Raw genomic sequence first — 11,950 nt, 5'->3', positions numbered from 1 at the left:
GATTTCGCCTAGTTCGTTCGATGCAGCGCTCATAATTGGCGCGGTCGTAAGTGCCATTGTGGGCATAGGTTCGGGGCAGATCGTCCGGAAACTGAAAAATGGCTGACCGTTCACCCGCACCCGATACGCCCGAACTGCGCGCACGCTGGGGCAGTTTCGCTTTCACCGAGGCCTACAAAGTTAAGGCCGACAGGCACATCGCGAAATATCCTGAAGGCCGTCAGAAATCGGCGGTGATGCCGCTGCTAGACCTTGCCCAGCGCCAGGTCGGCGAGGAAACGGGTACGCAGGGCTGGCTGCCGCTGCCGGTGATCGAATATGTCGCCGCCTATCTCGACATGCCGGTGATCCGTGTGCTCGAAGTCGCGACCTTCTACTTCATGTACAACATGCGGCCCGTGGGTAAGCATCACGTGCAGGTCTGCGGCACGACGCCGTGCATGCTGCGCGGATCGGACGCGCTGTTCGAAACCTGCAAGGCGCGCGGCATGAAGAAGGGCCACGTCTCCGAGGACGGTCTATGGACCCTTACCGAAGTCGAATGCATGGGCAATTGCGCCACCGCGCCGATGGCCCAGATCAACGACGACAATTACGAGGACCTTACGCCCGAAAGGCTCGACGCGGTTCTCGATGCTCTGGCCGCTGGCGAGCAGCCGAAAGCCGGGACGCAGGAGCCGGGCCGCCATACCAGCGAGCCTTACGGCGGCGTGACCACGCTCAAGGAAATGGTCGACGAGAACCACGACTATCGGAGCGAATGGTAATGGACGGCAGTATCGTCACCATCATCGTCGCGCTGATCGCGATCGTCATCGCTTGGAAAGTGCTGAAAGGCATGATCAAGACCGTCGCACTCGTCGGCATTCTGATCGTCGCGGCTATCGCCGTATTCGGAGGACTTGGCTGATGGCACTTGCCGACAAGGATCGCATCTTCACCAATGTCTACGGCTTTCAGGACCGGGGGCTGAAGGCAGCGCAGCAGCGCGGCGACTGGGACGATACCAAGGCGCTCATCGGGCGCGGACATGACGCAATCATCGACGAGATGAAGGCCTCGGGCCTGCGCGGCCGGGGCGGGGCGGGCTTTCCCACCGGCCTCAAATGGTCCTTCATGCCGAAGGAATCGAAAGACGGACGGCCGAGCTTCCTCGTCATCAACGCTGACGAATCCGAACCGGGCTCTTGCAAGGACCGCGAGATCCTCCGCCACGATCCGCACAAGTTGATCGAAGGCGCGCTGGTCGCCGGCTATGCCATGCGTGCGCGGGCAGCGTATATCTACATCCGCGGCGAATATATCCGCGAGGCTGAGACACTGCAGGCGGCAATCGACGAAGCTTACGATGCCGGTCTGATCGGCAAGAACGCCTCCCAATCGGGTTACGATTTCGACGTTTTCATGCACCGCGGCGCCGGCGCCTATATCTGCGGCGAAGAAACCGCGATGATCGAAAGCCTCGAAGGCAAGAAGGGGCAGCCGCGCCTCAAGCCTCCGTTCCCGGCGGGTGCAGGCCTCTACGGCTGTCCGACGACAGTGAACAATGTCGAGAGTATTGCGGTCGTCCCGACCATCCTGCGGCGCGGCGCGGCGTGGTTCTCCAGTTTCGGACGCGAAGGCAATGCCGGAACTAAGCTGTTCCAGATTTCCGGCCATGTCGAGCAGCCCTGTGTGGTCGAGGAAGAGATGAGCATTCCCTTCCGTGAACTGATCGAGCGGCACTGCGGCGGCATCATCGGCGGATGGGACAATCTGCTCGCAGTCATCCCCGGCGGCTCGTCGGTTCCCCTCGTTCCGGCGAGGGAAATCATGGACGCGCCGATGGATTTCGACGGGCTGAAGGAACTCGGCTCGGGCCTCGGCACGGCAGCGGTCATCGTCATGGACAAGTCGACCGACATCGTCCGCGCAATCAGCCGCATCAGCTACTTCTACAAGCACGAGAGCTGCGGTCAGTGCACCCCCTGCCGCGAAGGCACGGGCTGGATGTGGCGCATGATGGAGCGGCTGCGGACCGGCGATGCGGCGATCGAAGAAATCGACATGCTGCAGCAGGTTACGAAGCAGGTCGAGGGCCATACGATCTGCGCGCTCGGCGATGCGGCGGCCTGGCCAATTCAGGGCCTGATCCGCCACTTCCGCCCGGAACTCGAAAAGCGGATCGAAGAACACAACGCCAAATTCGCAGAGGCGGCCGAATAATGCCTAAAGTCACCGTAGACGGCTTGGAGATCGAAGTACCCGACGGCGCGACCGTGCTGCAGGCGTGCGAGCTTGCGGGTAAGGAAATCCCGCGCTTCTGCTATCACGAGCGCCTCTCGATCGCGGGCAATTGCCGGATGTGCCTTGTCGAGGTGAAGCCCGGACCGCCCAAGCCGCAGGCAAGCTGCGCGCTGCCGGCGACCGACGGGCAGGAAATCCGCACCGATACCGAAATGGTGAAGACTGCGCGCGAAGGCGTGATGGAATTCCTGCTCATCAACCACCCGCTCGATTGTCCGATCTGCGATCAGGGCGGCGAATGCGACCTGCAGGACCAGTCGATGTATTACGGGCGCGGGGCGACGCGCTACCGGATGAACAAGCGCGCCGTGACAGAGAAATACATGGGGCCGCTGATTAAGACGATCATGACCCGCTGCATTCATTGCACGCGCTGCGTCCGTTTTTCCGAGGAGATCGCCGGCGTGGACGAGATCGGCGCAGTGGGCCGCGGCGAGGACATGCAGATCACGACGTATCTCGAGCAGGCGGCAGAGCACGAACTCAGCGCCAACGTCATCGATTTGTGCCCGGTCGGCGCGCTCACATCGCGTCCCTATGCCTTCGAGGCGCGGCCGTGGGAGCTGAAGAAAACGCTCAGCATCGATGTTTCGGATGCGGTCGGCGCGAACATCACGCTTTATTCGAAGGGCCGCGAAGTCATGCGCGCCCTGCCGCGGATCAACGATGCGGTGAACGAGGAATGGTTGAGCGACAAGGGCCGCTATCAGGTCGACGGGCTGATGCGCCGACGGCTCGACAAGGTCTACATGCGCAGGGACGGCAAGCTGCAGGCTGCAGGTTGGGACGAGGCGTTCACGGCTATTGCCGAGGCCGTGGCGGGCGACAAAGGCAGCATCGCGGCGATCGCAGGCGATCTCGTCGACTGCGAAACGATGTTCGCGGCCAAGGCCTTGCTGAGGGCGTGCGGATCGAACCTGCTCGAAGGGCGGCAGACCGGCATGGCCTACGACGTCTCGAATCTCGCCGCAGTGAACTTCAATTCGAGCTTTGCAGGTATCGAAGAAGCCGATGCGATCCTGATCGTCGGCAGTCATGTGCGCTGGGAAGCGCCGCTAGTGAACGTGCGACTGCGCAAGGCGGCAAAGCGCGGCGCGAAGATTTTCATCGTCGGACCGGCATGGGATACGACCTATCCGGCGGAGTTTATTGGCACCGATCTCGCCATACTCAACGAACTGCCTAGCCATATCGCCGAAACGTTCGAGAAAGCCGAACGTCCGGCGGTGATCGTCGGAGGGGCGGGGCTCAAGAACGCACATGGTAAAGCGCTGGCGCTTGCCGCCGGTTGGGGCGCTGCTTTCAACGTGCTGCACATGTCGGCGAGCCGCATGGGCGGGCTGATGCTTGGCTACGCGCAGAAGGGCGGCATCGCGGACATCGCGGAGGCCAAACCGAAGGTGCTGCTCTCGCTCGGCGCGGACGAAACGGATTACGCTTCGTTTGCTGACAGCCTGAAGGTGTATGTGGGCCATCACGGCGACGCCGGCGCGCACGCAGCGGATATCATCCTTCCCGCTGCATCCTACGCCGAGAAAGACGGAACTTACGTCAATACCGAAGGCCGCGTACAGTTCGCGGAGAAAGCAGTGTTCGCCCCAGGCGATGCCCGCGAGGACTGGACAATCCTGCGTGCGCTGGCCGATGCATTGGGCGTCGAGGTCGGCTTCGACAGCTTCGGCGAATTGCAGAGCGCAATGATCGCCGAAGTGCCGGCGCTGGGCGAAGAAGGCCTAGCCGACTATGGCGCACTGCCGGAAGCGGACAAGAATACGCGGGCCGAGGGCGAAATTTCGGCCTATCCGGTGCGCGACTTCTACCTTACCAATCCAATCGCACGCGCCAGTGAAGTGATGCAGCGCTGCTCTTCCGAACTGCTGCATGCAGGCGAACTGCAGGAGGCTGCGGAGTGATTGTGGTTTTCGCCATCGTGGTTGCGCTGCTTCTAGTCGCAGCCGTACTCGTCCTTTCAATGAGACTGACCGAACGCAAATCCAATGAGGATCTGAAGAAGCGGACTCCCGATGCTTCCGCAATCAATGCCGACAACGGCTATGCGACTCCGGGGGGTAGTGACTAATGACCGATTTCTTCCAGAACACTCTCGGCATGAGCTACGAGTTCGCGTGGTTCACAGCGACGATTGCCGGTATACTGCTCATTGCACTGCCGCTGATGCTGGCGGTGGCGATGATCATCTACGTCGACCGCAAGGTTTGGGCTGCAATCGCGCTGCGCCGCGGTCCGAACGTCGTCGGACCGTTCGGCCTGCTGCAATCCTTTGCGGACGGGCTCAAGGTATTCCTTCAGGAAACCATCATACCGAGCGCGGCGAACAAGGGCCTGTTCCTGATCGCCCCGATCGTGACCTTTACGGTCGCGCTGCTTGCCTGGGCGGTGATACCTTTCGGACCGGAGGCGGTGCTGGCCGACATCAATATCGGCCTGCTCTATGTGCTCGCGATCAGCTCGCTCGGCGTATACGGCGTAGTCGTGTCGGGCTGGGCATCGAACTCGAAATACCCGTTCTTCTCCGCCATGCGCGCCGCAGCGCAGATGATCTCATACGAGGTTTCGATCGGGTTCATCCTGATCTGCGTGATCCTCTATGCCGGGTCGAGCAATCTCAACACGATCATCGTCGCGCAGATCGGCCACGGTTTCGGGCTCGTAAACGCCTTCGCGTTCAACCTGCTGCTGTTCCCGATGTGGGTGATGTTCCTCATCTCCTCGCTCGCCGAAACGGCCCGCGCGCCGTTCGACCTGACCGAGGCCGAAAGCGAGCTCGTGGCCGGATACCAGACCGAGTATTCCTCGATGAGCTTCGCGCTGTTCTGGCTCGGCGAGTATGCCAACGTGTTGCTGATGGCGGCGCTCAACGCGATCCTCTTCTTCGGAGGATGGTTGCCACCGCTCAATATCGACCTCATTCCGTGGTTCGACATTCCGGGCTTCATCTGGTTGTTCGCCAAGATCTTCTTCTTCTTCTTCGTCTTCAGCTGGGTGAAGGCGACCGTGCCCCGCTTCCGTTACGACCAACTCATGCGCCTCGGGTGGAAAGTCTTCCTTCCGTTGAGCCTCGCATTCGTGGTCCTGACCAGCGGTTGGCTCATGCTTACGAGGTATGGATAAAATGTCCGTCGCATCCACCATCAAGGCGTTCACCCTGTGGGAGTTCGTGAAGGCGCACGCGCTCACGCTGAAGTACTTCTTCAAGCCGAAGGTGACGATCAACTACCCGTACGAGAAGAACCCGATCAGCCCGCGCTTCCGCGGCGAACACGCGCTGCGCCGCTATCCCAACGGCGAGGAGCGCTGTATCGCGTGCAAACTGTGCGAGGCGGTATGCCCGGCGCAGGCGATCACCATCGAGAGCGAACCGCGCGCGGACGGCAGCCGCCGCACCACGCGCTACGACATCGATATGACCAAGTGCATCTATTGCGGTTTCTGCCAGGAATCCTGTCCGGTCGATGCGATCGTCGAAGGTCCGAATTTCGAATATTCGACCGAAACGCGCGAGGAACTGCTCTACGACAAGGCGAAATTGCTGGCGAACGGGGACAAGTGGGAGCGCGCGCTCGCAGCAAACCTTGAAGCCGATGCGCCCTACCGCTAACGCGCGGCGCAGACCAACCGGGGCATCATGATCCAGACTCTCGCCTTCTACCTGTTCGCAGTGCTCGTCACCGCCAGTGCGACGATGGTTATCCTGTCGCGCAATCCGGTGCATTCGGTGCTATGGCTGATTCTGTCGTTCTTCAATGCGGCGGGCCTCATGGTGCTGGTGGGCGCCGAGTTCATCGCGCTGTTGCTGGTTATCGTCTACGTAGGTGCGGTCGCAGTACTGTTCCTGTTCGTCGTCATGATGCTCGACATCGATTTCAGCGAACTGCGCGCAGGTTTCATGAAGAACTTTCCCATCGGCGTGGCGATCGCGGTGGTGCTGCTTACCGAATTGGTGCTTGGCATCGGGGCATATCGGGCCGGAGCGCTGCAATTGGGCGCCCCTACAGGCGACGCTGTGCCGATCCCCGGGCGCGGCAATATCGATAGTCTCGGCGCGGTACTTTATACCGACTATCTGTTCCTGTTCGAGGCGGCGGGCATCATCCTGCTCGTCGCGATGGTCGGCGCGATCGTGCTGACTCACCGGGAGCAGAAGGCGACCCGCGGCCATCAGAACATCGGCAAACAGGTCCGGCGCAATCCGGACGAGGCGACGGTTATGAAGCAGCCTGAAGTCGGCGCCGGGGTCGAGCTATGAACGGAGTGACACTGTGATCGGTATCGAACACTATCTCGTGGTCGGCGCGATCCTGTTCGTGCTCGGTGTGCTTGGCATCTTCCTCAACCGGAAGAACATCATCGTCATTTTGATGGCGATCGAGCTTATTCTGCTGGCGGTCAACATCAATCTGGTCGCTTTCAGTGCGTTTCTGGGCGACATGATCGGACAGATTTTCGCGATGTTCGTGCTGACCGTGGCGGCAGGGGAAGCGGCCATCGGGCTCGCCATCCTCGTCATCTATTTCCGCGGCCGCGGGACGATTGCCGTCGACGACGTTGACCGGCTGAAGGGGTAGGACGCCATGATCACGCTCATCGTCTTCCTGCCGCTTTTGGCAGCGATCATCGCAGGCTTCGGCAACCGCGCGCTCGGTAATACCTTGGCGAAGTCGGTGACCACTGGCGCTTTGTCCATCGCCTGCGCACTGAGCTGGCCGATCTTCCTCGGCTTCCTGTCGGGCACTATGGAAGCCAGCGTCGTTCAGGTTCTGCCGTGGGTGCAGTCGGGCACGCTGACTTTCGACTGGTCGCTGCGGGTCGACACGCTGACCGCCGTAATGCTGGTCGTGGTGACGACGGTATCGGCGCTCGTCCACCTCTACAGTTGGGGCTACATGGACGAGGACCCGGATCAGCCGCGCTTCTTCGCCTATCTGTCGCTTTTTACCTTCGCGATGCTGATGCTCGTGACCGCCAACAATCTCGTCCAGATGTTCTTCGGATGGGAAGGCGTTGGCCTCGCAAGTTATCTGCTGATCGGCTTCTGGTTTCGTAAGCCCTCCGCCAACGCCGCGGCGATCAAGGCATTCGTGGTCAACCGCGTCGGCGACCTCGGCTTCATGCTCGGCATTTTCGGAACCTATCTCGTGTTCCAGACGACCTCGATCCCGGAAATTCTCGAAGCGGCACCGGCCATGAGCGGCGCGACGATCGGCTTCCTCGGGTACCGGGTAGCGACGATGGACGTGCTTTGCATCCTGTTGTTCATCGGCGCGATGGGCAAGTCCGCGCAGCTTGGCCTGCACACCTGGCTCCCCGACGCGATGGAAGGTCCGACCCCGGTGTCTGCCCTGATCCATGCCGCGACCATGGTGACCGCCGGGGTCTTCATGGTCTGCCGTCTGTCGCCGATGTTCGAGACTGCACCGGTAGCGCTCGACTTCGTGACCTTCATCGGCGCTGCAACCTGCATCTTTGCCGCGACGGTCGGCACGACCCAGTGGGACATCAAGCGCGTCATCGCTTATTCGACCTGCTCGCAGCTCGGTTACATGTTCTTCGCCGCTGGCGTCGGTGCTTACGGCGCGGCAATGTTCCACCTGTTCACCCACGCCTTCTTCAAAGCGCTGCTGTTCCTCGGCGCGGGCAGCGTGATCCATGCGATGCACCATGAGCAAGACATGCGCTATTACGGGGCCCTCCGTAAGGAAATCCCGTTCACCTTCTGGGCAATGCTGGCGGGTACCCTCGCGATTACCGGAGTGGGCGTGTACCACCTCGGCGTAGGCTTTGCTGGCTTCTGGTCGAAGGACGCAATCCTCGAGGTCGCCTATGCGCGGGGTACCGATCTCGGCAATTTCGCCTTCTGGATGGGCACCTTCGCGGCGCTTCTCACCAGCTTCTACAGCTGGAGGCTGATGTTCCTTACCTTCTGGGGTAAGCCGCGCTGGGCCGACAGCGAGCACATTCAGCACGCCGTGCATCACGGCCATGACGAACCTGAAGAGCACAATCCGGCCATCCAGGAAGATGCAGGTCATGACGTCACGCACACCGTTCCCTCGCCGAACTACAGCGCGGGAACCGGCGGATATCACCCGCACGAAAGCCCGATAAGCATGCTGATCCCGCTTGGCGTTCTGTCGCTCGGCGCGGTCCTCGCCGGCCAGCTTTTCGCGCCAGCCTTCCTGGATAGCGCAGCGTTCTGGAACGGTTCGATCTTCTATAACGAGCCCCTGATTCACGCGATGCACGCCGTGCCGACGCTCGTGAAATACGCCGCATTCATCGTGATGGTGCTGGGGCTGGCTGCGGCCTACCTTGCCTATATCAAGGATACGTCGCTGCCTGCGCGCGGGGCGGAGCAGCTTGGCCCGGTTTACCGCTTCTTCTACAACAAGTGGTACTTCGATGAACTGTACCGCATGCTGTTCATCATTCCGGCGTTTGCGTTCGGCAAGGCGTTCTGGCGCTTCGTCGACAAGGGCATGATCGATCGCTTCGGTCCTGACGGCGCAGCCTGGATCGTGACGAAGGGCAGCGCGGCGGCAAAGCGCGTACAGACCGGATACGTCTACAGCTACGCGCTCGTCATGCTGCTTGGCCTTGTCGCGGCAATTACCTGGGTGCTGTTCTGATGGGCTTCCCGATCCTCTCAATCATGCTGCTGGTGCCGCTCGCTGCGGGCCTTGCCTGCCTGTTCCTCAGCGCCGGGGCCGCGCGCATGACCGCGCTGGTGGCGACGCTGGTGAACCTAGCGCTCGGTATCCTGCTGTGGCTCAACTACGATATCGGCGGCGCGCAGTGGCAGTTCACCGAAGAGGCCTCGCTCTTCGCGGTGTTCCGCTATGCGCTTGGCATCGACGGCATTGCCCTCATGCTAATCGTGCTCAGCGTATTCCTGATGCCGATCTGCATCCTAGCTAGCTGGGACGCGATCCGTACCCGCGTCGGCGAGTATATGGCGGCGTTCCTGTTCATGGAATTGCTGATGATCGGTGTCTTCGCGGCACAGGACATCTTCCTGTTCTACATCTTCTTCGAGGCCGGCCTTATCCCGATGTACCTCATCATCGGCGTGTGGGGCGGGGACAACCGGATATACGCGAGCTACAAGTTCTTCCTTTATACGCTGCTCGGCTCGGTCCTGATGCTGATCGCGATGCTGTGGATGGTAAACGAGGCAGGAACGACCTCCATCCCGGTCCTGATGCAGTATGATTTCGCTCCCTCGGCGCAGACATGGCTGTGGCTTGCGTTCTTCGCGAGCTTTGCGGTCAAGATGCCGATGTGGCCGGTCCATACTTGGCTGCCCGATGCTCACGTCCAGGCGCCGACCGCGGGTTCGGTAATTCTGGCGGGTGTGCTGCTGAAGATGGGAGGCTACGGCTTCATTCGCTTCAGCTTGCCCATGTTCCCAGAAGCGAGCGCGCAGTTCGTCTGGTTAATCTTCGGCCTGTCGATGGTCGCAGTCGTAATCACCAGCCTGATCGCTCTGGTGCAGCACGATATGAAGAAGCTCATCGCCTACTCATCGGTGGCGCATATGGCGATCGTCACTGCGGGCCTGTTCGCGTTCAACATACAGGGCCTGGAAGGCGCGATGATTATGATGCTCAGCCACGGGCTCGTTTCGGGTGCGCTGTTCCTGTGCGTCGGCGTCATCTACGACCGGCTGCACACGCGCGAGATCGAGCGCTACGGCGGCCTCAGCATAAACATGCCGCGCTACGCGCTGTTCTTCCTGTTCTTTACCATGGCCAGCATCGGCCTTCCGGGCACAAGCGGCTTCGTCGCCGAGTTTCTGAGTCTTGCCGGCGTATACCAGGTCTCGAGCGGGGCTACGCTGATCCTGACAACTGGCATTATCCTAGGCGCCGGCTACATGCTGTACCTGTACCGCCGGGTCGCATTCGGCGAGCAGGTCAATGCCGATGCTGCCGCCATGCCCGATCTCAACGTGCGCGAGTGGGTCATGCTTGCTCCCATTGCAGCTGCCGTATTGTGGATGGGCATTTATCCCGAAAGTTTCCTCGCGCCGATGCGGCAGGACATTGCCGCGCTCGATGCTCGCCTTGCCCGCGCCGCTCCTGAAGGCGACGCGGATGTGCAGATCGGCGAGCCCAATGCGCGTGCAGCGAATTATGTCGCAGAAGAACACGCGGCTGCGGCCGAGGGGGCGCATTGATGGACTACACCGCTTCCCTTTACGCAACCGGTGCTGAAATCGGCCTTTCGATCGCGGGTCTTATCCTGCTGCTGGTATCGGCCTGGACCGGCACGCGCTACGCTCGGCTCGTCACAATCCTCGCGGCGGCGGCGCTGTTCGGCGCGATGATCTTTTCCGGCCACCTGATGGCCGAAAGCACAGCTGAGTTGACGGGCGACGCCTTCGGCGGCCTGTTCCGGGCAGATGCCTTCGCCGGATTTGCGAAGATCCTTATTTACGCGGCGACCATCGCCTGTCTGGTGGTCACGCCGAAGTTTTTCGATGCGAGGCGCCAATACCGCTCCGAATATCCCGTCCTAATGCTTTTCGGCGCGGTAGGCATGGGCATGATGGTATCCGCGGTCGATCTGCTGACGCTCTATATCGGGCTCGAATTGTCGAGCCTTGCGTCCTACGTCCTTGCGAGCTTCGCGCGCGACGACATGCGCTCGTCCGAGGCGGGCCTCAAATATTTCATCCTTGGCGCTCTTGCCAGCGGGATCCTGCTCTACGGCATGAGTTTGGTCTACGGGTTCGCGGGCAGCACCAACTACCTCGCGATCCGGATCGCCTTTGCCGACGGCTTCGGAACGGGCGCGATGTTCGGGGTCGTGTTCGTTCTTGCCGGGCTTGCGTTCAAGGTTTCCGCCGTGCCGTTCCACATGTGGACGCCGGACGTGTACGAAGGCGCACCGACCCCGGTCACGGCGTTCTTCGCCAGCGCGCCAAAGGTTGCGGCGGTCGTCGTACTTGCGCGGATGGCGCTCGACCCCTTCGCCGGCCAGATCGCCAGCTGGCAGCAGATCGTCATCTTCGCCGCGCTCGCGTCGATCGTGGTCGGCGCGCTGGGGGCCATCGGGCAGAACAGCCTGAAGCGCGTCCTCGCCTACTCGTCGATCAACAACGTCGGCTTCATCTTGATCGGGCTTGCCGCCGCCAGTGCTGCAGGAGCGAGCGCGATGCTCGTTTATCTCGCGATCTACGTTCCGATGACGATCGGCAGCTTCGCGGCACTGCTGATGCTGCGCGACGAGGACGGTAATGCGCTCGAAACCTTCGACGACATAGCTGGTCTTGTTACCCGCCGCCCGGCGATCGCGTGGTCGCTGCTGCTGCTCATGTTCAGCCTTGCCGGCATTCCGCCGCTGTTCGGGTTCTGGGGCAAGTTCGTGGTGTTCCAGGCCGCGGTCGAGGCGGACATGATCGCACTCGCCGCTATCGGCATCGCCGCCAGCGTCATCGGTGCATTCTACTATCTGAAATTCGTCAAGGTCATGTTTTTCGACGACCGGACGGAGCGCGGTATTGCCACGAGTCCGGCAGGCCATTGGGCTGTGCTGATACTGGCGGCGGTGATCGTTTCACCGCTTGGCTATCTGCTGACGCAGCCCCTCGGAGCTTGGGCCGACCGGGCAGCCACCTCGCTCTTTATTCCCGTCTGAGCGC

The 11,950-nt window shown here is 61.3% G+C and carries 12 protein-coding genes; all 12 read left to right on the top strand.

Annotated elements, in window-relative coordinates:
- The first annotated feature begins 98 nt into the window (after positions 1 to 98).
- Genes nuoE through nuoN form a run of 12 tightly spaced genes read left to right on the top strand, consistent with a single transcriptional unit; the run spans position 99 to position 11,946 of the window.
- Positions 99 to 767: an NADH-quinone oxidoreductase subunit NuoE gene (gene nuoE / locus HUV48_RS02535; RefSeq protein ID WP_176266189.1), complete on the top strand. Its 669-nt coding sequence runs from the start codon at positions 99 to 101 to the stop codon at positions 765 to 767.
- Positions 767 to 910 carry a hypothetical protein gene (locus HUV48_RS02530; RefSeq protein WP_176266188.1) on the top strand — a complete coding sequence of 48 codons (144 nt, stop codon included), beginning with the start codon at positions 767 to 769 and terminating at the stop codon, positions 908 to 910. Before nuoE ends, HUV48_RS02530 begins: the two co-directional genes overlap by 1 nt.
- Positions 910 to 2,205 carry an NADH-quinone oxidoreductase subunit NuoF gene (gene nuoF, locus HUV48_RS02525; protein ID WP_176266187.1) on the top strand — a complete coding sequence of 432 codons (1,296 nt, stop codon included), beginning with the start codon at positions 910 to 912 and terminating at the stop codon, positions 2,203 to 2,205. The genes HUV48_RS02530 and nuoF overlap by 1 nt, the downstream gene beginning before the upstream one ends.
- Positions 2,205 to 4,199: an NADH-quinone oxidoreductase subunit NuoG gene (gene nuoG, locus HUV48_RS02520; RefSeq protein ID WP_176266186.1), complete on the top strand. Its 1,995-nt coding sequence runs from the start codon at positions 2,205 to 2,207 to the stop codon at positions 4,197 to 4,199. The genes nuoF and nuoG overlap by 1 nt, the downstream gene beginning before the upstream one ends.
- Complete coding sequence (locus tag HUV48_RS02515; RefSeq protein WP_176266185.1) at positions 4,196 to 4,366, top strand: hypothetical protein; 171 nt, start codon at positions 4,196 to 4,198, stop codon at positions 4,364 to 4,366. Before nuoG ends, HUV48_RS02515 begins: the two co-directional genes overlap by 4 nt.
- Complete coding sequence (nuoH, locus tag HUV48_RS02510; protein ID WP_176266184.1) at positions 4,366 to 5,418, top strand: NADH-quinone oxidoreductase subunit NuoH; 1,053 nt, start codon at positions 4,366 to 4,368, stop codon at positions 5,416 to 5,418. Before HUV48_RS02515 ends, nuoH begins: the two co-directional genes overlap by 1 nt.
- 1 nt (position 5,419) lies before the next feature.
- The gene (gene nuoI, locus HUV48_RS02505; RefSeq protein WP_176266183.1) at positions 5,420 to 5,905 is read left to right on the top strand and encodes an NADH-quinone oxidoreductase subunit NuoI; all 486 of its coding nucleotides are present in this window, start codon (positions 5,420 to 5,422) and stop codon (positions 5,903 to 5,905) included.
- 27 nt (positions 5,906 to 5,932) lie between these two features.
- Positions 5,933 to 6,553, top strand: coding sequence for an NADH-quinone oxidoreductase subunit J (locus HUV48_RS02500; protein ID WP_176266182.1), 621 nt, complete (start codon positions 5,933 to 5,935; stop codon positions 6,551 to 6,553).
- Positions 6,554 to 6,566: 13 nt separating this feature from the next.
- Positions 6,567 to 6,872, top strand: a complete 306-nt coding sequence (gene nuoK, locus HUV48_RS02495; RefSeq protein ID WP_176266181.1) for an NADH-quinone oxidoreductase subunit NuoK — start codon at positions 6,567 to 6,569, stop codon at positions 6,870 to 6,872.
- Between the two features lie 6 nt (positions 6,873 to 6,878).
- Positions 6,879 to 8,933 (top strand): NADH-quinone oxidoreductase subunit L, encoded by a 2,055-nt coding sequence (gene nuoL / locus HUV48_RS02490; RefSeq protein ID WP_176266180.1) that lies wholly within the window; start codon positions 6,879 to 6,881, stop codon positions 8,931 to 8,933.
- The gene (locus HUV48_RS02485; protein ID WP_176266179.1) at positions 8,933 to 10,483 is read left to right on the top strand and encodes an NADH-quinone oxidoreductase subunit M; all 1,551 of its coding nucleotides are present in this window, start codon (positions 8,933 to 8,935) and stop codon (positions 10,481 to 10,483) included. Before nuoL ends, HUV48_RS02485 begins: the two co-directional genes overlap by 1 nt.
- Positions 10,483 to 11,946 (top strand): NADH-quinone oxidoreductase subunit NuoN, encoded by a 1,464-nt coding sequence (gene nuoN, locus HUV48_RS02480; RefSeq protein ID WP_176266178.1) that lies wholly within the window; start codon positions 10,483 to 10,485, stop codon positions 11,944 to 11,946. The genes HUV48_RS02485 and nuoN overlap by 1 nt, the downstream gene beginning before the upstream one ends.
- The last annotated feature ends 4 nt before the right edge of the window (positions 11,947 to 11,950 follow it).

The sequence above is a fragment of the Qipengyuania atrilutea genome (assembly GCF_013370205.1).
Taxonomy (GTDB): Bacteria; Pseudomonadota; Alphaproteobacteria; order Sphingomonadales; family Sphingomonadaceae; genus Actirhodobacter; species Actirhodobacter atriluteus.
The sequence above is the reverse complement of the archived record's forward strand: the minus strand, read 5'-3'. Positions and strand labels throughout refer to the sequence as shown.

Bases quoted from the DNA above. Each gene is read 5' to 3' on its own strand.
- nuoE (WP_176266189.1), top strand. From the start codon at position 99: ATGGCTGACCGTTCACCCGCACCCGATACGCCCGAACTGCGCGCACGC.
- HUV48_RS02530 (WP_176266188.1), top strand. From the start codon at position 767: ATGGACGGCAGTATCGTCACCATCATCGTCGCGCTGATCGCGATCGTC.
- nuoF (WP_176266187.1), top strand. From the start codon at position 910: ATGGCACTTGCCGACAAGGATCGCATCTTCACCAATGTCTACGGCTTT.
- nuoG (WP_176266186.1), top strand. From the start codon at position 2,205: ATGCCTAAAGTCACCGTAGACGGCTTGGAGATCGAAGTACCCGACGGC.
- nuoH (WP_176266184.1), top strand. From the start codon at position 4,366: ATGACCGATTTCTTCCAGAACACTCTCGGCATGAGCTACGAGTTCGCG.
- nuoI (WP_176266183.1), top strand. From the start codon at position 5,420: ATGTCCGTCGCATCCACCATCAAGGCGTTCACCCTGTGGGAGTTCGTG.
- HUV48_RS02500 (WP_176266182.1), top strand. From the start codon at position 5,933: ATGATCCAGACTCTCGCCTTCTACCTGTTCGCAGTGCTCGTCACCGCC.
- nuoL (WP_176266180.1), top strand. From the start codon at position 6,879: ATGATCACGCTCATCGTCTTCCTGCCGCTTTTGGCAGCGATCATCGCA.
- HUV48_RS02485 (WP_176266179.1), top strand. From the start codon at position 8,933: ATGGGCTTCCCGATCCTCTCAATCATGCTGCTGGTGCCGCTCGCTGCG.
- nuoN (WP_176266178.1), top strand. From the start codon at position 10,483: ATGGACTACACCGCTTCCCTTTACGCAACCGGTGCTGAAATCGGCCTT.